Source organism: Burkholderia sp. RF4-BP95, from assembly GCF_001521985.1.
GTDB classification, from domain to species: domain Bacteria; phylum Pseudomonadota; class Gammaproteobacteria; order Burkholderiales; family Burkholderiaceae; genus Burkholderia; species Burkholderia diffusa.
Genome location: NZ_LOSX01000090.1, coordinates 1 through 22,055, shown reverse-complemented (window position 1 = coordinate 22,055; position 22,055 = coordinate 1). Strand labels below are relative to the sequence as shown.

The window sequence follows — 22,055 nt, the reverse complement described above, 5'->3', positions numbered from 1 at the left end:
CTTACGCGCCGCGGGCCGGCCGCTTGTCGTGGAACCGCACCGTCTGCTCGGCCGGCGTTGCCGCGCCGACGAAGCGCACCGCCTCGTCCGCATACGACGCGTCGAGCGCGCGGTAATCGTCGGCACTCGGCCGTTCGGCGGCGACGTCGTCGTCCGCGGCCGCCGGCGCGTCGACCGGCGCGAGGCCGGCCATCGGCAGCAGCGCGCCGACGACGAAGCTGTAATGGCTGCCGCGCCGCGCGAGCTGGCCGGCCAGCGCGCGCAGGATCTCGCCGGTCTCGCCGAGCAGGTTGCGCGCATCGGCCGCCGGCAGCCGCGACAGGTATTCGAGGAACACGGGCAGGTAGTCGGGCAGCTCGCCCGGGTTCAACGTCAGCCCGTGCCGCTCGTACATCTGCAGCAGGTCGACCATCGCCTGCCCGCGGTCGCGCGATTCGCCGTGCACGTGCTCGAACAGATGCAGCGACGTCGCGCGGCCGCGATCGAACAGCGCGACGTAGTTCTCCTGCAGCGTCAACAGGTCGCGCTCGCGCACGTAGGCGAAGAAGCGGTCGAGGCCCGCGCGCACCGCCTTCGGCACGCGCACGTTTTCGCGCAGGTGAGCTTCGATCGAATCGAGCACGTCGATGAGCGCTTCGTCGGGATAGTCGAGCAGCACCGCGAACGCTGCATAGGTCGGATCGGATGCGGTGCTCATCGGGACGCCTCATGGATCGGAATGGTTTTCGTGCCCTTCTTCGAGCTGAACAGGCTGCCCTCCGAACGGCCGTCGGAACAGCCGTTGCCGAACGAGAAACCGCACGACGCGCGCAGGTCGTATGCGTTCTCCGCATACTCGCGGTGCGTCGTCGGGATCACGAAGCGATCCTCGTAATTCGCGATCGCGAGATAGCGGTACATCTCCTCGACCTGCGCGAGCGACAGACCGACCTGGTCGAGCACGCCGCGCGCATCGATGCCGTCGACGTGACGCGCGCGCATGAACGCACGCATCGCGAGCAGCCGTTCGAGCGCGCGCTTCACGGGCGCCTCGTCGCCGGCCGTCAGCAAGTTCGCCAGATAACGCAGCGGGATGCGCAGCGATTCGACGTCCGGCAGATAGCCGTTCATCCCGAGCGCGCCGCTGTTCGCGGCCGAGTTGATCGGCGACAGCGGCGGCACGTACCAGACCATCGGCAACGTCCGGTATTCCGGATGCAGCGGGAACGCGATCTTCCAGTCGATCGCCATCTTGTAGGTCGGCGAGCGGCGCGCGGCGTCGAGCCACGCGGCCGGCACGCCGTCGCGCTCGGCCTGCCCGATCACGGCGGGGTCCTCCGGATCGAGGAACAGCGATAGCTGCGCTTCGTACAGGTCCTTCTCGTTCTCCGCGCTCGCGGCTTCGCTGATCCTGTCGGCGTCGTACAGCAGCACGCCGAGGTAGCGAATGCGGCCCACGCAGGTTTCCGAACACACGGTCGGCTGGCCGGCCTCGATGCGCGGATAGCAGAAGATGCACTTCTCGGCCTTGCCGCTCTGCCAGTTGTAGTAGATCTTCTTGTACGGGCAACCCGACACGCACATGCGCCAGCCGCGGCACTTGTCCTGGTCGATCAGCACGATGCCGTCTTCCTCGCGCTTGTAGATCGAGCCCGACGGGCACGAGGCGACGCACGCCGGATTCAGGCAGTGCTCGCAAAGGCGCGGCAGGTACATCATGAAGGTGTTCTCGAACTGTCCGTAGATCTCCTTCTGCACCGCCTCGAAGTTGGTGTCCTTCGCGCGCTTCTCGAACTCGCCGCCGAGGATTTCCTCCCAGTTCGGACCCCACTCGATCTTCTCGAGCCGCTGGCCGCTGATCAGCGAACGCGGTCGCGCGACCGGCATCGCGCGCGTGTTGCCCGCGTCCTGAAGATGGCCGTAGTCGAACGTGAACGGCTCGTAGTAATCGTCGATCTCGGGCAGGTGCGGGTTCGCGAAAATCTGTGCCAGCAGCCGCCACTTGCCGCCCAGACGCGGCTCGATCCGCCCGTCCGCACGGCGCTGCCAGCCGCCGCGCCAGCGCTCCTGATTCTCCCAGTCCTTCGGGTAGCCAATGCCCGGCTTCGTCTCGACGTTGTTGAACCATGCGTACTCCATCCCTTCGCGGCTGGTCCACACGTTCTTGCAGGTCACCGAGCAGGTATGGCACCCGATGCATTTGTCGAGGTTCAGCACCATCGCGATCTGTGCGCGTACCTTCATGACGTTTCTCCATCCCGTACGGCCTGTGTTGTCGGGTCGACCGCGGTGTCCTCGCCGTCGAGCCAGTCGATCTTGCTCATCTTCCGCACGATCAGGAACTCGTCGCGATTCGAGCCGACCGTGCCGTAATAGTTGAAGCCGTACGACAGCTGCGCGTAGCCGCCGATCATGTGGGTCGGCTTCAGCGCGATGCGCGTGACCGAGTTGTGAATGCCGCCGCGCGTGCCGGTGATCTCGGAGCCCGGCGTGTTCACGATCTTTTCCTGCGCGTGGTACATCATCACCATCCCGGACGGAATCCGCTGGCTCACGACCGCCCGCGCGCACAATGCGCCGTTCGAGTTGTAGCACTCGATCCAGTCGTTATCGACGGCGCCAATCGCCTTCGCGTCGTCCTCCGACATCCACACGATCGGGCCGCCGCGCGACAGCGTCAGCATCAGCAGGTTGTCCGTATACGTGCTGTGAATCCCCCACTTCTGATGCGGTGTCAGGAAGTTCAGCACACGCTCGGGGTTGCCGTTCGAGCGCTTGCCGACCATGTGCGCGTAGCTGCCCGTGTCGATCGGCGGCTTGTACACGCACAGCGACTCGCCGAACGCGCGCATCCACGCGTGATCCTGGTAAAGCTGCTGACGGCCCGTCAGCGTGCGCCACGGCACCAGCTCGTGCACGTTCACGTAACCGGCGTTGTACGACACGTGTTCGGATTCGATCCCGCTCCACGTCGGCGACGAGATGATCTTGCGCGGTTGCGCCTGGATGTCGCGGAAGCGGATCTTCTCGTCCGCGCGCGCGGCGGCCAGATGCGTGTGATCGATACCGGTGATGCCCGACAGCGCGCGCCATGCCTTCACCGCGACTTCGCCGTTGGTTTCCGGCGCGAGCGCGAGAATCACCTCGGCTGCGTCGAGCGCGGTGTCGATGCGCGGGCGCCCTTGCGCGGCGCCATGAGCGACTGTGTAGTTGAGTGCGCCCAGCAGCTTCACTTCATCCTTCGTGTCCCAGCCGATGCCCTTGCCCGCGTTGCCGAGCTTGTCCATCAGCGGGCCGAGCGACGTGAAGCGCGCATAGGTGTTCGGATAATCGCGCTCGACGGCGATCACCGCCGGCATCGTGCGGCCCGGCACCGGCTCGCATTCGCCGCGCTTCCAGTCCTGCACGTCGAACGGCTGTGCGAGTTCGCCCGGCGTATCGTGCGCGATCGGCGCGAGTACGACGTCGCGTTCGACACCGAGATGCCCATCGCACAGCTCGGAGAAGCGCTTCGCGATCCCCTTGAAGATCTCCCAGTCGCTCTTCGATTCCCACGCGGGATCGACCGCAGCCGACAGCGGATGGATGAACGGGTGCATGTCGGACGTGTTCATGTCGTCCTTCTCGTACCACGTCGCGGTCGGCAGCACGACGTCCGAATACATGCAGGTGGTCGACATCCGGAAGTCGAGCGTGACGAGCAGGTCGAGCTTGCCGCGCGGCGCTTCGTCGTGCCACTTCACTTCCTCGGGGCGCGCGCCGCCCGTCGCGCCGAGGTCGTCGCCCTGCACGCCGTTGGTCGTGCCGAGCAGATGCTTCAGGAAATACTCGTGGCCCTTGCCCGACGAACCGAGCAGGTTCGAACGCCACACGAACAGATTGCGCGGGAAGTTGTCGGGGGAATCCGGGTCTTCGCACGCCATCCGCAGCATGCCGGCCTTCAGTTGCCGCGCGACATCGGCGCCGGCCTGAGCGAGGTCGCCGAGACTCGCACCGACCTTCAGCGGATTCACCGCGAGCTGCGGCGCGGACGGCAGCCAGCCCATCCGTTCGGCGCGCACGTTGTAGTCGATCGGCGAACCGTGGAACTGCGTCTTGTCCGCGAGCGGCGACAGCAGCGCGCCCGGGTCCATCGTGTCGTAGCGCCACTGATCGGTGTGCGCGTAGAAGAACGACGTCGCGTTCATGTGGCGTGGCGGCCGATTCCAGTCGAGCGCGAACGCGAGTGCGGTCCAGCCAGTCTGCGGACGCAGCTTCTCCTGGCCCACGTAATGCGACCAGCCGCCGCCCGGCTTGCCGACGCATCCGCACATGATCAGCATGTTGATGATCGCGCGGTACGACATGTCCATGTGGAACCAGTGGTTGATCCCCGCGCCGATGATCACCATCGACTTGCCTTGCGTCTTGTGCGCGTTCTCCGCGAACTGCCGCGCGACCGAGATCACGTCCAAGCGCTTCACGCCCGTGATCGTTTCCTGCCACGCCGGCGTATACGGAAGATCGTCGTCGTAGCTCGCGGCCACGTCGCGGCCGCCCAGCCCCTGGTCGAGCCCGTAGTTCGCGACGAACAGGTCGTAGACGGTCGCGACCAGCATCTCGCCGTCGCGCGTCGCCACGCGCCGCACGCCGATCCGGCGCGACAGCTCGGAGCCGTGCTGCGTCGAGTTGAAATGCGCGTGCGGCTGGTTGCCGAAGTACGGAAACAGCACGTCGACCACGTCGTCGTGCTCGGCCGCGCAGGACAGCCGCGGCGACAGCGCCGCGCCCTTCGACGTCTCGCCGCGCAGGTTCCACTTGCCCTTGTCGCTCGCTCCGTCCTTGGCCTGCTGCCCCCAGCGGAAGCCGATCGAGCCGACCGGCACGACGAATTCCCCGGTCGCGTCGTCGATCATCACGGTCTTCCACTCGGGATGCGCGGCCTCGTCGAGCGCGTCGTCGAAATCGGACGCACGCACGAGGCGCTCGGGCACGTAGCCGTCGCCGTGCGGCACGAGGCGCACGAGCGCCGGCATGTCGGTATAGCGCTTGCAGTAGTCGATGAAATAGTCGCTTTTACCTGCGAGGTGGAACTCCTTCAGGATCACGTGACCCATCGCGAGCGCGAGCGCCGCGTCGGTGCCCTGCTTCGGATGCAACCACAGATCGCCGAACTTCGCGCCTTCCGAGTAATCGGGGAACACCGACACGACCTTCGTGCCGCGATAGCGCGCCTCGACGAGGAAGTGCGCGTCGGGCGTGCGGGTCTGCGGGACGTTGGAGCCCCACATCATGATGAACGTCGAGTTGTACCAGTCGGCCGATTCCGGCACGTCGGTCTGCTCGCCCCAGGTCTGCGGCGACGCGGGCGGCAGGTCGCAATACCAGTCGTAGAAGCTCAGGCACACGCCGCCGATCAGCGAAAGGTAGCGCGAGCCGGCCGCGTACGACACCATCGACATCGCCGGGATCGGCGAGAAGCCGACGACGCGATCGGGGCCGTGCCGCTCGACCGTGTAAACGTTTGCGGCCGCAACGATCTCGTTGACCTCATCCCAGCTCGCGCGCACGAAGCCGCCGAGCCCGCGCCGGCTCTGGTACGAGCGCCGCGCGTCGTCGTCCTCGACGATCGATCGCCATGCGTCGACGGGCGCGAGGGTGCGGCGGCGTTCGCGCCACAGCTTCACCAGCGCGCTGCGCACCATCGGATGCTTGAGGCGGTTCGCGCTATACAGATACCAGGAGTACGAAGCGCCGCGCGAGCAGCCGCGCGGTTCGTGGTTCGGCATGTCGGGGCGCGTGCGCGGGTAATCGGTCTGCTGGGTTTCCCAGGTGACGATCCCGCCTTTCACATAGACCTTCCACGAACACGAACCCGTGCAGTTCACCCCGTGGGTCGAACGGACGATCTTGTCGTGCTGCCAGCGCAGCCGATAGCCGTCTTCCCATTTGCGGTCCTCGTCCGTGACGGCGCCGTGTCCGTCGGAGAAGGTTGGCCTCGTGGTGGAGAAATAACGCAATCTATCCAGGAAATGGCTCATGGGGATCTCGTCTTTCCGGTCTTTTGGCAGACCCTGAGTATTTAAGGAAGTGATATCCCGGATGCGAGGGACGCTCGGCAATCGGCTCGTTGCGTTCGCTTCCATCCCTTGCGTCCGGGTCGAATGAATTCTCTTGCGGATCGACATATCACGACTTGATACAAATCACGATATCGTTGCACCTGCACGCATCGTTGCGAAATGGGGATGGATACAGGCGTGCCAATGGCATGCTCGGCACCGGACTTTTGCGTCAGGGTTTGACGGGTTACAGGCCGGCGCTCGATCACGCGTTTATGCATGAGCGCCGCAGTGTTGCAACGTCACGCGTTTTCGCGGCGCGATGCAATCACGCACGAGTCGCGGCCGCATGCGCGCGACCGGCTGCCGTGCCAGGCCGGATCAATACGGGCATGCCACCGAAGGAAAACGGCGAGGACAGGACTCGACCGCCGCGATGAGATGAGATGAGAAGCGGCGTGCTCGTGCACGCGCGCGTCATTCAATCGAAGCGTGCGCTGCCTGATGCGGAATCGATGAGATGGGAGATGCCGGCGAGGGAGATGCCGGCCGGGCAGGATGGCGCGAATGCGCCGGACATGACGGACGGAGAGACGCGGAAAGACGGACCGGCGATGCTGCTGCGGTGCCGGTCCTGCATGAAACCGGGGAAGTGCCGCGCGTCACCCCTCGCCTTTCGGCCCCGGGTTGAGCATGATGACGAAGCCGGCCACGCCGACGATCAACGCGACCGCGCCGCCGCGCAGCGCGATCGTTTCGTCGAACAGCAGCCCCGTCACCACGGCCATCATCCCCGCGAGCGACACGAATACGGCGATCGCCGCGACGACGATCCGGTATTGACGACGTATCATCGCGCGCCGCCGCGTCAGGCTGCCGCGGCGGACGCCGGCTCGCCGGTATCGTCGCCGCGAATCAGCAGCACCGGGCACTTCGAGCCACGCACGAAGCGCTCGGCGACGCTCCCGAGCAGCACGCGCCGGATGCCGCGCCGCCCGTGCGTGCCGACCACCGCGAGGTCGATCCCGCGCTCCTTCACGTAGCGCTGCAGGCGTTCCGCGACGTCCTCGCCGATGCTCTCGGTTTCCACGAGTTCGGCCTCGCCCTTCGCGCCGGCCTGCGCGAGGACCTGTTCGGCTTCACGCAGCACCTTGCGCCCGTCGTCGCGGATTTCCTCGATGAGCGCATGCGGATCGAAACGACCCGCGTACGTGAACAGCACCGACTTGTCGACCACGTACACGACGCTGACGTGCGTGTCGCCCGCCACCGCCACCTTCACTGCCTCGGCAAGCGCCTGTTTCGACGAAGCGCTGCCGTCGACGGCCACCATGATCTTCTTGTACATGCGAACCTCGCTGGGGTGAGTTGCCGCGCGCGGTCGCGTGCGGCCATGTCCCCATCATCGGCGGACAGCCGGTTCGAAGCTTGACGGCGATCAAGATCCACCAAAAACGCGGCGTGCGGCAAAGCGCCACGCGCAAAAATCGGCGCGCCGTCCGCGCGGCCGCGCCGCGCAACCGGGCGGCCATGGCGCCGAAGGCGCTATCATCGACGTTGCGACCTTCGTCCGGCCCTTTTTTGCCGGCCCACTTTCAACTCGCTCAACCGACATGACAACGACTACCGAACGCGTGGACGGCGCCGCCCAGCATCTCGTCGCCGCCCGCCATGCCGGCATGCCCGGCCCGCTGCTGCCCGACGCCTTGCGTCCCGAGAACGTCGATACCGCGCTGGCGATCCAGCATCGCGTCGCCGATCTGCTCGGCGAAGCCATCGGCGGATGGAAATGTGCGCTGCCGCCGCCCGACCGCGTGATCGTCGCGCCGATCTTCGCGTCGACGATCCGCGAAGCCGATGCGCCGTATCGCGTCGTCGGCGGCCCGATCGTGCGGATCGAGCCGGAGATCGCGTTCGTGCTCGATCGCGACCTGCCCGCCCGCGCGCAGCCATACGACGAGAACGACGTGCGCGGCGCGATCCGCGAAGTGCGCATCGTGCTCGAGGTGCTGGGCTGCCGTTATGCGGAGCCCGCGCGCGCGTCGAAGTTCGAACTGCTCGCCGACGGGCAGTTCAACCAGGGATTGTGCGTGGGTCCCGTCGTGCCCGACGGATTGAACGCGCCGCTCGAGACGCTCGCGCTGTCATTCGAGGGCGCGCTGAATCGCACGATCGACGGCCGTCATCCGGACGGCGATCCGCTCAAGCCGCTCGTGTGGCTGGTCAATTTCCTCGCATCGCGCGGCGACGGCGCGCGTGCCGGCCAGATCGTGACGACCGGTTCGTATGCGGGCGCGATCGACGTGCCGCTCGGCGATGCGCTGACGGTGCGCTTCGGCGAACTCGGCAGCCTGTCGGTGACGCTGACGGCCTGACGTCCGGCGGCGGGCGACGGGCAACGCCGCGCGTTTCGTCGTCCGCGCGCAGTGGGGCGCCACGCGAACGGCAGCTTCGCCGCAGCACACGCTGCAGCATGCGGGCACTGCGTGATACCGTTGCACATCGCCCGTCACGCGCGGACCGCGTGCCCCTCCCGTCATTCGCCATGCCGCCGACACCGTTGCCTGCCCTGCTGGACGAAGTCCTGAGAACCGTCGATCGCCGCTACCGGCTGCCGCCGTTCGTGCGCGCAGCGTCGCTGACCGACGCCGCGAACCCGGCCGCCATCATCGCCATCGTGATCGAGGAAGCACGCCGGATGCAGGCCGACGGCCTCACGCCCGCCCCGGCATTGCAACGCCGCTTCATCGACGCGCTCGCGCGGATGATCGGCGACGCGATGGACGCACAATCCGGCGACCCCGCATTCCAGGCCGCCGTGCTTCGACATGGTGCCGCGGCCGTGCGCGAATACGCGTCGCTCGCCGCGCATGCCGAGCAGGATCGGCGCACGCTGCGCTCGGCCGTCAACACGATCGCGCATCCGGCCCGGCTCGAACGGCGTGCGCAGGCATGGCAACGCGAGCCGCTCGCACGGTTGCATGCGGCCGCGGCCGCCGCGTCGTGGGACGACCTCGATGCCACGCTGCGGCACCTGCTCACGCAACCGGAGATGGCGACCGATACCGCGTTCGAACAGGACATCGCCAAACTGAAGGACAGCGCCGCGCTCGCCCGGCTGCAGCGTCTCGATGCACTGTCGCCGGATCCGAACGTCCAGCGGTACCGCACGCTGTGGAGCCGCCAGGGTCCGCTCGAAGGCAGCGCGCTCGCCGTCGCGCAAGGCGTCTCGTCGCAACAGCGGGGCGCGGCCGTCGAAGCGCTGGCCGCGCAGGCACTCGACGCCCTGGCCGCGCAGCTCGATGCGAGCGACGCGCACCGCACGTATCGCGTGGTCACGTCGATGCGCGTGCCGGCCTCGATACCCGGCAAGCACGACCGCGCGAAAACCGAGTGGGATGCGGTGCTGTTGGCGCGCGCGCGGGGCGACGATCCGTCCGCCGCGTGGCACGTCCTGTTTCTCGTCGAAGCGAAAGCATCCGCGGATGCCGCGACCACCGACCTGCCGCGCCTGCTGCGCGGCCTGAGCCTGCTCGCGCAAGCCGATCCGGACACCGTCTATGCGTTCGACACGCGCGAAGGCGCGGTACGCCTGCACGGCGCGTCGCTGCACGCACTGACGATCGACGACGCGGCACTGCAGCGCGAGGTGCTGTATTGCTGCGATGCGTCGGCAGATCCCGCGCCGCGCCTGCTGGGTGCCGCGAGCCGGATGCAGCTGCTGTCGGCGCCGGCGAGTCTTGAATATGCGAGCGCGCTGGCACGGCACGCGGATGCCGATCCGCACGGCCTCGGCGTCGTCTGGCAAGCGCTGCTGGAACTGCCGTCATGGCGCGCGGTGCTGCATCAGCACGAATCGCTGCGCCAGGTTCGAGCGCTGATGGTGAGCGTCGACGATCTGATGGCCGCGATCGAAGGCGATGTCGGCGACAGCGCCGCAAACGATGCGTGATGTGTGACGCAGCCGACGCATCGGCTCGTGGCAAGACGACGTGAAGTCCTCGCGCCGCACAACGCACAGGATGCCGAAGCAAATCGGAGCCGAGGCGGCCGGCGTGACCGGCCAGCACGGCGCAGCCCGCGAAAGCGGGCATGCGCCGTTAGCATTACGACTGGATGAAGGCCAGCAGATCGGCGTTCAGCACGTCGGCGTTGACCGTCAGCATCCCGTGCGAATAGCCCGGATACGTCTTCAGCGTGCCGTTCTTCAGCAGCTTGACCGACTTCAGCGCCGAGTCCGCGATCGGCACGATCTGGTCGTCTTCGCCGTGCAGCACGAGCGTCGGCACCGAGATCGAGCGCAGGTCTTCGGTCTGGTCCGTTTCCGAGAACGCCTTGATGCCTTCGTAGTGCGCCTTCGCGCCGCCGATCATGCCCTGGCGCCACCAGTTCTGGATCACGCCCTGGTGCACCACCGCGCCCGGCCGGTTGAAGCCGTAGAACGGGCCCGACGGCACGTCCAGGAAGAACTGCGCGCGGTTGTCGGCGAGCGCCTTGCGAAAGCCGTCGAAGACCTCGAGCGGCAGGCCTTCCGGGTTCGCGTCCGTCTTCAGCATCAGCGGCGGCACCGCGCTGACCAGCACCGCCTTCGCGACGCGTCCGGCCGGCTCGCCGTGGCGGGCCACGTAGCGCGCGACTTCGCCGCCGCCGGTCGAGTGACCGATATGCACCGCGTTGCGCAGGTCGAGCGCTTCGGCCACCGCGAACGCGTCCGCCGCGTAGTGATCCATGTCGTGGCCGTCGGAAACCTGCGTCGACCGGCCGTGACCGCGGCGATCGTGCGCGACCACGCGGTAGCCCTTCTGAACGAAGAACAGCAGCTGGGCATCCCAGTCGTCGGAAGACAGCGGCCAGCCATGGTGGAACATGATCGGCTGCGCATCCTTCGGGCCCCAATCCTTGTAGAAGATGTCGACGTTGTCCTTCGTGGTGATGTACGGCATGGCTGCAGGCTCCTTTGAGGTAGGTGAACATCACGTGCCGGCCGGCCACCCGGGCGGGTGTCGGTCACGAACTGCGGCGCGGTGGCACACCGCGTCGGTCGACGCAGCACCCCAGTGTTGTAGCGGAAAACCGCGACCGTGTCATGAAGCCAATTAGATACCGTCATGCATCGGCCTCCTGCGGGCAACGGCGCCCCCGGCTCGCGCCCGCAGGCGTGACTTTCAACGCCACCCGCCGTGTGACGCGTCGCGTACCGCCGATCGCGCGTCAACCGTCCGTCGACACGGTCACCGCCTCCCACGTACGAATTTCGTCTTCCAGCGCCGACCATTTGGCGCGCACGAGCCGAAGCGCATCGCTGCCGAGCAGCAGATGCGCCGGCGGACGATCCGCCGCGATGACGGCCAGCATCGCGCGTGCCGCCTTCGCCGGATCGCCCGATTGGCGGCCGTTTTTCTCCTCGCGCGCCTGGCGGATCGGATCGAAGAGCGCGTCGTAATCGGCGATCGAACGCGGCGTTCGCGTCATCGAACGGCCGGCCCAGTCGGTACGGAACGAGCCCGGCGCCACCGCCGTCACCGCGATGCCGAACGGCTCGAGCTCCTTGCCGAGCGTCTCGGAAATCCCTTCCAGCGCGAACTTGCTGCCGCAGTAATAGGCAATGCCGGGCATCGTGATGTGGCCGCCCATCGACGTGATGTTCAGGATGCGGCCGCGCCGGCGTTCGCGCATGAACGGCACGACGGCCTTCATCATCGCGACGGCGCCGAACACGTTCACGTCGAACTGCCGGCGCATCTCCGACAGCGGCGACTCCTCCATGATGCCTTCGTGCCCGTAGCCGGCATTGTTCACCAGCACGTCGACGGGGCCGACGCTCGACTCGATTTCCGCGACGACGCCGTCGATGCGCTCGAAGTCGGTCACGTCGAGCACACGCCCGATGGCCGCACGCGGGGACAGCGCCTCGAACGCCCGTTTTGCCGCTTCGCTTCTCACGGTGCCGACCACCGTATGACCCTCGGCCAGGGCCGCTTGCGCGAGCGCACGGCCGAAGCCGCTGCTGACGCCGGTGATGAGCATGATGTTGCCGGATGCCATGTGAGCTTCTCCCGAATGTCGATCGAAGCATGCATGCTAGTCTGACGAACCACGTCGAATAAGCCCGATTCCGCTGAATTTCTTGCCTGAAACTATGAGCACCGCACCCTCCCCGCCCCGCTCGCCGTCGCTGCCCGCGCGCAGCCGCAAACGCCTGATCGCGTTGCTGCATGCGTTGGCGCCGGACGAAGGCTACAACCTGACCGCTTTGCCGAGCGTGCGCATCCTGCGTTCGAACCGCGCGCTATCCCGCACGCCGGTGCTGTACGACCCGGGCATCGTGATCGTGTGCCAGGGCAGCAAGCGCGGCTATTTCGGCGGCGAACGCTATCTGTACGACGAGGATCACTACCTGGCCGTATCGGTGCCGGTGCCGTTCAGCATGGAAACCGACGCAACGGCGGAGCGTCCGCTGCTCGCGCTGTATCTGCACCTCGATTTCCCGATGGCTGCCGAACTGGCCGCGCGGATCGATCGCGAGGGAATCGCCGAACCCGTGCAGGCGCCGAAAAGCATGATGTCGACGCCGATGGACGATGCGATGCACGCGACCGTGCTGCGTTTCGTCGAGGCGATGCACCGCCCGCTCGAAGCGGCGGTGCTCGGCCCCGGGTTGCTGCGCGAGCTGTATTTCCGCGTGCTCACCGGCGCGCAGGGCGGCGCAATGAGGAACGCGCTGGCGATGCGTGGACAGTTCGGCCGGATCGGCCGTTCGCTGCGCATGATCCACGCCGACTACGCGCGGTCGCTCGACGTAACGCGACTGGCCGCGGAAGCCGGCATGAGCGTGCCGAGCTTCCACGCCCACTTCAAGGCGATCACGCAGGTGTCGCCGATGCAGTACCTGAAGTCGACGCGGCTGCATCAGGCGCGGCTGTTGATGGTGCGCCAGGACCTGACCGCGGAGGCGGCCGGCCATGCGGTCGGTTATGCGAGCGCGTCGCAGTTCAGCCGGGAATTCAAACGGCTGTTCGGCCAGACGCCCGCGCAGGAAACGAAGCGCATGCGCGCGCAGTTCGCGATTCCGGCGGCGTTCGACGATGCGGTGTTCGTGTCGTCGCACTGACTGGCTGAGCCGCGCGCGCACCGCGCACCTGACCCGCCAGCGACTTCAGGATGAGCGCGGTCACGCCCCGGATGTCCTGCGTCTGGTTCGCCCAGTACCGGGGGCCGGCGCGTTCGCCGTCACGGTATTGCCGCGGCAGATCGGGGATTCGGCAGCGCCATGTCTTCCTCCTGCCTGACTGATTCGGCAAGCGTCGTGCGTTGCATGGGCACGGCGGCGGCGTGATCGAATCGAATGATTCCGGATTCTCGGGCGACCGCGTGCTCCGGCGAAAAAATATCCGCGATCGTTGCGAAATTTGGAATGCCCGGGCCGGATCGCCGTCGACGAATCGGACAGACCCGATGATGCATGAAAACTGAAATTCCGATCGGCCGCGTATCGATCGGCGCAATGCGTCCGGCAGAATACGGGAGGATCGCGCCGAAGCAGCCCGACACGCCGTCGATGCTCGCGCGCCCCGACCGGCAAGACCCACCTACGCGAGATCCCGATGACACAGTACGCGTTCCGCCTGCTCAACGTATTCGCCGAATCCACGTTCGGCGGCAACCCGCTCTGCGTGTTCGAGGATGCGCGCGGCATGGACGACGCGACCATGCAGGCACTGGCCGTGCAGTTCAACCTGTCGGAAACGACCTTCGTGCTGCCGTCGGAGCGTGCGCGTGCACGCGTGCGCATCTTCACGCCCGGCCATGAAATGGCGTTCGCGGGCCATCCGACGCTCGGCACCGCGCATGTCGTGCGCGACCTGCTGAATGTCGGCAATGAGTTCTCGCTCGAATTCAAAGCCGGCGTGGTCGACGTCAAGGCCACCCACGACGTGTGGACGTTCATAGCGCCGCACGCCGGCGTGCCGAAAACGGCACCCTGCGCATTGTCCGATGCCGAAACGGCCGCCATGCTGGGGCTGACGCAGGACGATTTGCTCGCGCCGCCGCGCTGGGTCGATACAGGCGCCGATCAGTTGCTGGTCGCGGTCAAGGACCCGGCTGCCGTGCGCCGCGCCCGGCCCGACAGCGCCTGCCTGGATATCTGGCCGACCAGCAGCCTCGGCCGCAAGACCGCCTACGTGTTCGCGTTCGACGCGGATCGCCCCGGGAAAGTGGTCTCCCGCTATTTCTTTGCGAAACAGGGCGGCGGGATTTTTGAAGACCCGGGCACCGGCTCGGCCTGCGCGAATCTCGGCGGCTGGCTGCTTGCAGCCGGTCATCCGCTGCCCGCGGCGTGTCAGGTCGAACAAGGCGAAGCCGTCGGTCGGCCTTGCCTGCTTCGGTTGTCGGTCAGCGAGCACGGCGCGATCAGCGTCGGCGGCCGTGTGGTGGCACTCGGGCGCGGAGTCGTCGACGTATAGCGGCGGCGCGCCCGATCTTTCACACCGTCGCCTCATGCGGCGTCAGCCTCGGCCTGAGCACGGTCGTCGGGGACGACGGATGCCCTCGCAGCACCCTCATCAGCGATGTCGCATTCGTCACAAACCGATGTGAAAACACCAACTTTCCGTGTACCTTTCCGGCACACGATCCGTGGAGTTTCGACACATGCCGCTTTCCAACGCCCAGCTCGCCCAAACCATCGATCACACGCTGCTCGCGCCCGACGCGAGCGACGCGCAGATCCGCGAACTCTGCCGCCAGGCGGCCGAGCATCGCTTCTACTCGGTCTGCGTGAATTCGGCGAATGTGCCGCTCGCCGCGCGCGAGCTGGCTGACACCGGCGTGCTCGTGTGCGCGGTGGTCGGCTTCCCGCTCGGCGCGGGCCTGTCCGCCGCGAAGGCGTTCGAAGCGTCGGCCGCGATCGCGGCGGGCGCGCGCGAGATCGACATGGTGATCAACCTCGGCGCGCTGAAGAGCGGCCGCGACGACGACGTGAAGGCCGACATCGACGCCGTGCACCGCGCCTGCGGCACGGTGCCCCTCAAGGTGATCCTCGAAACGGGGTTGCTGACCGACGACGAGAAGGTGCGCGTGTGCGAGATGTGCCGCGACCTCGGCGTCGCGTTCGTGAAGACGTCGACCGGCTTCGGTCACGGCGGCGCGACACTCGAGGACGTCACGCTGATGCGCCGCGCGGTCGGCCCCGTGCTCGGCGTGAAGGCATCGGGCGGCGTGCGCGATCGCGCGACCGCGCTTGCGATGCTCGAGGCCGGCGCGACGCGGCTCGGCACGAGTTCGGGCGTGGCGATCGTCACCGACCAGGGCGGCAGCGACGCGGCGTACTGACCGATGGCGGGCCGGCTGCCTGCGCGGCGGCACGTAACGACGTGCAGGCAGCCGTCAACGAACAGTCCGGCACGCCCTGCGGCGGGCGGCGTGCCGGTTGCGATGCCCCGCCCGGTCACCACGAATGGCCGATCGCGGCAACCCTCATCGCGTCGGGTCTTTCAACTCGATCAGCAGATCCTTCGCCGCGACCCGATCACCCGGCTTCACATGCACGGCCGCGATCTCGCAGTCGCGCTCGGCCGCGATGTGCGTTTCCATCTTCATCGCCTCGAGCGCGATCAGCGTCGTGCCGGCCGACACACGCTGACCCGGTTGCACGGCCACCGTCACGACCGAGCCCGGCATCGGCGCGGCCACGTGCAGCGGATCCGCCGGATCGGCACGCTGCAGACCATGACGCTCCTTGCCCGCCTGCACGACGCTCTTCTGCTCGACCAGCGCCGAACGCGACTGACCGTTCAGCTCGAACAGCACCTTCACGATGCCGTCCTGCGCATCGGCATGCTGGCCCTGCAGCGACACGAGCAGCGTCTTGCCCGGCTCGATGTCGATCGCCACTTCCTCCTGCGGCTGCAGCCCGTACAGGAACGCCGGCGTCGGCACGACCGACGTGTCGCTGTATGCGCGAACGTGCGCGTAATAGTCGACCGTCTGTTTCGGATACATCAGGTACGACGCGAGTTGACGGTCGTCGAGCGACTGCTCGCAAGCGGCCTCGGCCTGCTTGCGTACCGCATCGAGATCGACCGGCGGAATCTGGTCGCCGGGACGATACGGCGCCGGCGGCTCGCTCTTGAGCACCTTGCGCGACAGGTCCGCCGGGAAACCGTCCGGCGGGAAACCCAGCTCGCCCTTGAACAGCGACACGACCGACACGGGGAATGCGATGTCCTTGTCCGGATTGCGCACGTCGTCCACGGCGAGGTCGTTCGCGACCATCATCAGCGCCATGTCGCCGACCACCTTCGACGTCGGCGTGACCTTGACGATGTCGCCGAACAGGCGGTTCACGTCCGCATACGCGCGCGACACCTCGGTCCAGCGATGATCGATGCCGAGCGAGCGCGCCTGCTCGCGCAGGTTCGTGTACTGGCCGCCGGGCATCTCGTGGCGGTACACGTCGGCCGTGCCCGCGCGAATCTCCGATTCGAACGGCGCGTAATACCGGCGCACGCCTTCCCAATACATCGAGGCTTCGTGCAGGCGGTCCTGGTCCAGCCCCGGATCGCGTTCGCCGCCGGCCAGCGCCGCCGCGATGCTCGACAGGTTCGGTTGCGACGTGAGCCCGCTCATCGCGTCGAGCGCGCCGTCCACCGCATCGCAGCCCGCACCGACCGCCGCGAGCACCGACGCCGCCGCGATCCCGCTCGTGTCGTGCGTATGGAAATGCACGGGCAGCCCGGTTTCTTCCTTGAGCGCCTTCACAAGTGTGGCGACCGCCTGCGGACGGCAGATGCCGGCCATGTCCTTGATGCCGAGCACGTGCACGCCGGCTTGCTGCAATTCGCGCGCGATGCCGACGTAATACTTGAGGTCGTACTTCGAGCGCGACGTGTCGAACAGGTCGCCGGTGTAGCAGATCGCGCCTTCGCACAGCATCCCGCTATCGCCCACTGCATCGATCGCCACGCGCATGTTGCGCACCCAGTTCAGCGAGTCGAACACGCGGAACACGTCGACGCCCGCGCTCGCGGCCTGCTGCACGAAGAAGCGCACGACGTTGTCCGCGTAGTTCGTGTAGCCAACCGCATTCGAGCCACGCAGCAGCATCTGGAACAGGATGTTCGGCACGCGTTCGCGCAGCAGCGCAAGGCGTTCCCACGGGTCTTCCTTCAGGAAGCGCAGCGCGACGTCGAAGGTCGCGCCGCCCCAGCATTCGAGCGAGAACAGCTGCGACAGCTCGCGCGCGTAGAACGGCGCGATCGGCAGCATGTCGGCCGTGCGCATGCGCGTCGCGAACAGCGACTGGTGCGCGTCGCGCATCGTCGTGTCGGTCAGCAGCACCTGCTTCTGGTCGAGCATCCAGCGCGCGAACTTCTTGGGGCCAAGCTCGCGCAGGCGATCGCGCGTGCCGGCCGGAATCGGCATCGCCGTATCGACCTTCGGCAGCACGGGCTTCGACAACGGCAGCGCCGGCAGCGTGCGGCCGCTCATCTCGGCATTGCCGTTCACGTTCAGCTCGCCGAGATAACGCAGCAGCTTCGTCGCGCGATCGCCGCGCTTCGCGAATGCGAGCAATTCAGGTGTCCTGTCGATGAAGCGCGTCGTCACGTCGCCCGCGATGAAGGCCGGGTGATTGATCACGTTCTCGAGGAACTGCAGGTTCGAGGTGACGCCGCGGATCCGGAACTCGCGCAGCGCGCGATCCATCCGGTGGATCGATTCGGCGGCCGTCGGCGCCCAGGTCGTCACCTTGACCAGCAACGAGTCGTAGTAAGGCGTGATCACCGCGCCGCCATAGGCGGTGCCGGCGTCGAGGCGCACGCCGAAGCCCGCCGCGCTGCGATACGCCGTGAGCCGCCCGTAGTCGGGCAGGAAGTCGTTCTCCGGATCCTCGGTCGTGATCCGGCATTGCAACGCGTTGCCGTTCAGCGGAATCGCCTGCTGAGCGGGCACGCCGGCCGCACGTTCGACGATCGCGCCGTCGCCGTTCACGACGTCCTCCGCCAGCCCGATCCGGCCGCCTTCCGTGATGCGAATCTGCGCCTTCACGATGTCGATGCCGGTGATCATCTCGGTCACCGTGTGCTCGACCTGGATGCGCGGGTTCACCTCGATGAAGTAGAACTGGCCGGTGTCGGCATCCATCAGGAATTCGACGGTGCCTGCATGCGTGTAGCCGACCGCGCGCATCAGGCGCAGCGCGGATTCGCACAGCGCCTGCCGGCCCGCGTCGTCGAGATACGGCGCCGGCGCGCGCTCGACCACCTTCTGGTTGCGCCGCTGCACCGTGCAGTCGCGCTCGTACAAATGCACGACCGTGCCGTGCAGGTCGCCGAGCACCTGCACCTCGACGTGCCGCGCGTTGCGCACGAGTTTTTCGACGTAAACCTCGTCGTTGCCGAATGCGGCCAGCGCCTCGCGGCGCGCGACCGGCAGCAAGGTTTCGAGGTCCTGAGCGTTTTCCAGTACGCGCATCCCGCGCCCGCCACCGCCCCAGCTCGCCTTGAGCATCAGCGGATAGCCGACTTCCGCCGCCAGCGCCCGGCACGCGTCGAGATCGTGCGGCAGCGGGTCGGTCGCGGGCATCACGGGCACACCGGCCGCGATCGCCGCATTGCGCGCGGCCACCTTGTTGCCGAGCGTGCGCATCACGTCGGGCGACGGGCCGATCCAGCGAATGCCGGCGTCGATCACCGCCTGCGCGAAATCGGGGTTCTCCGACAGGAAGCCGTAGCCGGGGTGGATCGCGTCGACCTTCGCCTGCCGCGCGACGCGCAGGATGTCGTCGATGTCGAGATACGCGGCGAGCGGCTTCTTGCCTTCGCCGATCAGGTAGCTCTCGTCCGCCTTGAAGCGGTGCAGCGCAAGGCGGTCTTCCTTCGAATACACCGCGACCGTACGCATGTTCAGTTCGGCGGCGGCACGCATCACGCGAATCGAGATTTCCGAGCGGTTCGCGATCAGGATGGACTGGATGGGGTTAGGCGTCACGGCGGCCATGGAAAGTGAATGGTTGAATTGAGCTCGCCGACGCGCCGTCGTCCACCCGCCTGCTTCGCCGGGCGGTGTGCGGATTCACGCGTCGGTCATTCGAGGTTGCATCGTCCCTGGCTTTCGCCAGTCGACATGTTCGCCAGATCGCCGGATGGCCGCTATCGACATCGCGACGACGAATAGCATCCAGCCGACCAGCGGGAAATAAGGGACCGGCTCGCAGGTCGATCGTCGATCGTCGTCGGTCGAACCACGGGGCGATCCCATGGCACCACCTGCGATCCCATGGCACGACCTGCGTTCGCGACAGGATCAATCGCGGTGATCGAAAAGCGGTGCGTGATCCATCCAGTCGTAGCCCGCCGTTCCCTTTGCCCATGCCCAGTTCGTCTCGGGGCGTCGTTCACTGGACGATTCACGCGTCGTCGCGGATCGATCTGCATCCGCCTCGCGCTCCGGCGCTACGCAGCGCGCGTCGTTGCCCGGTACCGTGTTTCGTTTACCGCTGCCAGTCATTGCATTCACCTTACAATTGAAAAGCGAGTCGCCTCTCGATGTGTCCGCGTCGTTTCGTCAGGAAAGTCTGGTCAGACGAGAGGACATCGAGCATGTCGTCCGGTTAACGCAAAAACCAGGCCATGTCCGTTACAGGACGGACGGCGTTGATGTGCGGGGATCAGATGCGAAGCGCGGGCCGGTACCGGCGCAGATATGGAATCGGAGTTTCAGTTCTGAAATCTCGTGCGCCGGGGCGGATCGGCATCCAGGCGTGCCGTGCAAAGCAAACGGCCGCCCGGAGGCGGCCGCGTGAAGAGGCATTGAGACGCCGCTTACTTGCTGTAGTCGTACACCCCACGTCCCGTCTTGCGCCCCAGCCGCCCCGCCGACACCATCTCGCGCAGCAGCGGGCACGCACGGTACTTCGTGTCGCCGAAGTCCTTCAGGAACACGTCCATCACCGCGAGACACACGTCGAGCCCGACGAGGTCCGCCAGCGCGAGCGGCCCGATCGGATGGTTCGCACCAAGCTTCATCCCGGCGTCGATCTCCTCGGCCGACGCGATGCCTTCGGCCAGCACGAAGAACGCTTCGTTGATCATCGGCACGAGGATCCGGTTCACGACGAAGCCCGGCGCATTGCGCACGCCGATCGGCGACTTGTCGAAACGCTCGGTCAGCGCGCGCACCGCGGACGCGGTCGCGTCGCTCGTCTGCAGCCCGCGGATGATCTCGACGAGCGGCATCAGCGGCACCGGGTTGAAGAAGTGCATGCCGACGAAGCGCGACGGATCGGCGAGCAACGCCGCGAGCGCGGTAATCGAGATCGACGACGTGTTGGTCGCGATGATCGCGTCCGGCCGCGCGACCGACTCGATCTGCTTCAGGATGCGGCTCTTCAGCTCGACGTTTTCGGTCGCGGCTTCGATCACGATGTCGACCGCGGCAAGCTTCGCGTAATCGGTCGATGTCGTGATGCGTGCGTGCGCGGCATCGCGTGCGGCGGCGTCGAGCTTCTCCTTCGACACGAGCCGCTCGAGGCTGCCCTTCAGTGCGGCGACACCCTTGTCGAGTGCCGCATCGCTGACGTCGATCATCACGACGTTCAGTCCTGCAACGGCGGCGGTCTGCGCAATGCCGTTGCCCATGGTTCCGGCGCCCACGACGCCGACGGTTTCGATGGCCATGACGATTCCTGTGTGTTCGGGTGCTGAGCGGTCGATTATCAGATGTTCTCGAAGATCGCCGCAATCCCCTGGCCGCCGCCGATACACATCGTCACGAGCGCATAACGCCCGCCGATGCGCTTCAGCTCGTACAGCGCCTTGACCGTGATCAACGCGCCCGTCGCGCCGATCGGGTGACCGAGCGAAATGCCCGAGCCGTTCGGGTTGACCTTGGCCGGATCGAGGCCGAGCTCCTGCGTGACCGCGCATGCCTGCGCGGCGAACGCTTCGTTCGCCTCGATCACGTCGAGATCGGTGATCTTCAGGCCTGCGCGCTCGAGCGCCTTCTGCGTGGCCGGCACCGGGCCGATGCCCATGTACGCCGGATCGACGCCCGCATGCGCGTATGCGACCAGACGCGCGAGCGGTTTCACGCCTTGCGCGCGCGCGGCGTCCGCGCTCATCATCAGCACCGCGGCGGCCGCATCGTTGATCCCCGACGCGTTGCCGGCCGTCACCGTGCCGTCCTCCTTCACGAACACCGGCTTCAGCTTCGTGAAATCGTCCGGACCGGCGTCGTGACGCACGTGCTCGTCGGTGTCGAACGCGACCTCGCCCTTCTTCGTGCGGATCGAGATCGGCAGGATCTGGTCCTTGAAGCGGCCTTCCGCGATCGCGCGCGCCGCGCGACGATGCGATTCGAGCGCGAGCGCATCCTGCGCGTCACGCGTAATGCCGTACTTGCGTGCGACGTTCTCGGCCGTCACGCCCATGTGGATCGTCTGGAACGGGTCGTGCAGCGCGCCGAGCATCATGTCGACGAGCTTCGCATCGCCCATGCGCTGGCCGAAGCGCGCGGCCGGCACGGTGTACGGCGCGCGGCTCATGTTCTCGGAGCCGCCGCCAATTGCGACGTCGGCATCGCCGAGCATGATCGTCTGCGCGGCCGACACGATCGCCTGCAGGCCCGAGCCGCACAGACGGTTCACGGTCAGCGCCGGCGTGTGCTGCGCGACACCGCCGTTGATCGCCGCGACGCGCGCGAGATACATGTCCTTCGGCTCGGTGTTCACGACGTGGCCGAACACGACATGCCCGACCGCGTCACCCGAAACGTTCGCACGCGACAGCACTTCGCTCACGACCTTCGCACCGAGATCGGTCGGCGAGAAATCCTTCAGGCTTCCGCCGAAATCGCCGATCGCGGTACGGACACCGCTCACCACCACGACTTCCTTCGCTGCATTGCTCATCGTTTCACTCCGGTTCGTTCGCGCCTGCGGGCGCGGGGATGCGTTTGCGTTACATGTTCGGGTAATTCGGCCCGCCGCCGCCTTCCGGCGTGACCCACACGATGTTCTGCGTCGGGTCCTTGATG

At 66.9% G+C, this 22,055-nt stretch carries 18 protein-coding genes; 5 read left to right on the top strand and 13 right to left on the bottom strand.

Going from position 1 to position 22,055, the window contains the following annotated elements; translation table 11 throughout:
* Window position 1: 1 nt before the first annotated feature.
* The 5 genes from narJ to WS46_RS29625 form a co-directional block, all read right to left on the bottom strand.
* Complete coding sequence (gene narJ / locus WS46_RS29645) at window positions 2-697, bottom strand: nitrate reductase molybdenum cofactor assembly chaperone (RefSeq protein WP_059692777.1); 696 nt, start codon at window positions 695-697, stop codon at window positions 2-4.
* Complete coding sequence (narH, locus tag WS46_RS29640; protein WP_059692774.1) at window positions 694-2,223, bottom strand: nitrate reductase subunit beta; 1,530 nt, start codon at window positions 2,221-2,223, stop codon at window positions 694-696. Before narH ends, narJ begins: the two co-directional genes overlap by 4 nt.
* The gene (locus WS46_RS29635; RefSeq protein WP_059692771.1) at window positions 2,220-5,999 is read right to left on the bottom strand and encodes a nitrate reductase subunit alpha; all 3,780 of its coding nucleotides are present in this window, start codon (window positions 5,997-5,999) and stop codon (window positions 2,220-2,222) included. Before WS46_RS29635 ends, narH begins: the two co-directional genes overlap by 4 nt.
* Window positions 6,000-6,682: 683 nt before the next feature.
* Window positions 6,683-6,874, bottom strand: a complete 192-nt coding sequence (locus tag WS46_RS29630; protein WP_059537270.1) for a DUF2964 family protein — start codon at window positions 6,872-6,874, stop codon at window positions 6,683-6,685.
* Between the two features lie 14 nt (window positions 6,875-6,888).
* A complete protein-coding gene (locus WS46_RS29625) occupies window positions 6,889-7,368 on the bottom strand; it encodes a universal stress protein (protein ID WP_059692769.1) in 480 nt (159 codons plus the stop codon).
* A gap of 265 nt (window positions 7,369-7,633) precedes the next feature.
* Here WS46_RS29625 and WS46_RS29620 point away from each other — a divergent pair, with 265 nt between their 5' ends.
* Both WS46_RS29620 and WS46_RS29615 read left to right on the top strand, forming a co-directional pair.
* A complete protein-coding gene (locus WS46_RS29620) occupies window positions 7,634-8,395 on the top strand; it encodes a 2-keto-4-pentenoate hydratase (protein WP_059537276.1) in 762 nt (253 codons plus the stop codon).
* A gap of 170 nt (window positions 8,396-8,565) precedes the next feature.
* The gene (locus tag WS46_RS29615; RefSeq protein WP_059692767.1) at window positions 8,566-9,972 is read left to right on the top strand and encodes a hypothetical protein; all 1,407 of its coding nucleotides are present in this window, start codon (window positions 8,566-8,568) and stop codon (window positions 9,970-9,972) included.
* A gap of 154 nt (window positions 9,973-10,126) precedes the next feature.
* On the opposite strand, the gene WS46_RS29610 is transcribed toward WS46_RS29615, so the two are convergent.
* Window positions 10,127-10,963, bottom strand: a complete 837-nt coding sequence (locus WS46_RS29610; RefSeq protein ID WP_059692763.1) for an alpha/beta fold hydrolase — start codon at window positions 10,961-10,963, stop codon at window positions 10,127-10,129.
* 268 nt (window positions 10,964-11,231) lie between these two features.
* Complete coding sequence (locus WS46_RS29605) at window positions 11,232-12,065, bottom strand: oxidoreductase (protein WP_059692761.1); 834 nt, start codon at window positions 12,063-12,065, stop codon at window positions 11,232-11,234.
* 94 nt (window positions 12,066-12,159) lie between these two features.
* Here WS46_RS29605 and WS46_RS29600 point away from each other — a divergent pair, with 94 nt between their 5' ends.
* Entirely contained in the window at window positions 12,160-13,131 is a 972-nt protein-coding gene (locus WS46_RS29600; RefSeq protein ID WP_059692758.1) for an AraC family transcriptional regulator, read from the top strand.
* Between the two features lie 119 nt (window positions 13,132-13,250).
* Here WS46_RS29600 and WS46_RS35735 read toward each other — a convergent pair whose 3' ends face one another.
* Window positions 13,251-13,571, bottom strand: a complete 321-nt coding sequence (locus WS46_RS35735) for a hypothetical protein (protein ID WP_156443203.1) — start codon at window positions 13,569-13,571, stop codon at window positions 13,251-13,253.
* A 53-nt stretch (window positions 13,572-13,624) separates the two neighbouring features.
* Between WS46_RS35735 and WS46_RS29595 the strand changes: the two genes are divergently transcribed.
* Together WS46_RS29595 and deoC are read left to right on the top strand one after the other, a co-directional pair.
* Window positions 13,625-14,485 (top strand): PhzF family phenazine biosynthesis protein, encoded by an 861-nt coding sequence (locus WS46_RS29595; protein WP_059692755.1) that lies wholly within the window; start codon window positions 13,625-13,627, stop codon window positions 14,483-14,485.
* Window positions 14,486-14,672: 187 nt separating this feature from the next.
* Window positions 14,673-15,353, top strand: coding sequence for a deoxyribose-phosphate aldolase (deoC, locus tag WS46_RS29590; protein ID WP_059692751.1), 681 nt, complete (start codon window positions 14,673-14,675; stop codon window positions 15,351-15,353).
* 144 nt (window positions 15,354-15,497) lie between these two features.
* On the opposite strand, the gene WS46_RS29585 is transcribed toward deoC, so the two are convergent.
* The 5 genes from WS46_RS29585 to WS46_RS36955 form a co-directional block, all read right to left on the bottom strand.
* Window positions 15,498-19,019 carry a pyruvate carboxylase gene (locus WS46_RS29585; RefSeq protein ID WP_059692748.1) on the bottom strand — a complete coding sequence of 1,174 codons (3,522 nt, stop codon included), beginning with the start codon at window positions 19,017-19,019 and terminating at the stop codon, window positions 15,498-15,500.
* Between the two features lie 306 nt (window positions 19,020-19,325).
* On the bottom strand, window positions 19,326-19,529 hold the full coding sequence (locus WS46_RS35730; RefSeq protein WP_156443202.1) for a hypothetical protein: 204 nt from the start codon (window positions 19,527-19,529) through the stop codon (window positions 19,326-19,328).
* 314 nt (window positions 19,530-19,843) lie between these two features.
* A complete protein-coding gene (locus WS46_RS29580) occupies window positions 19,844-20,698 on the bottom strand; it encodes a 3-hydroxybutyryl-CoA dehydrogenase (protein ID WP_059692746.1) in 855 nt (284 codons plus the stop codon).
* 38 nt (window positions 20,699-20,736) lie between these two features.
* On the bottom strand, window positions 20,737-21,930 hold the full coding sequence (bktB, locus tag WS46_RS29575) for a beta-ketothiolase BktB (protein ID WP_059692743.1): 1,194 nt from the start codon (window positions 21,928-21,930) through the stop codon (window positions 20,737-20,739).
* Between the two features lie 49 nt (window positions 21,931-21,979).
* A partial coding sequence (locus WS46_RS36955; RefSeq protein WP_133168007.1) for a 4Fe-4S dicluster domain-containing protein occupies window positions 21,980-22,055 on the bottom strand: 76 nt, incomplete at its 5' end.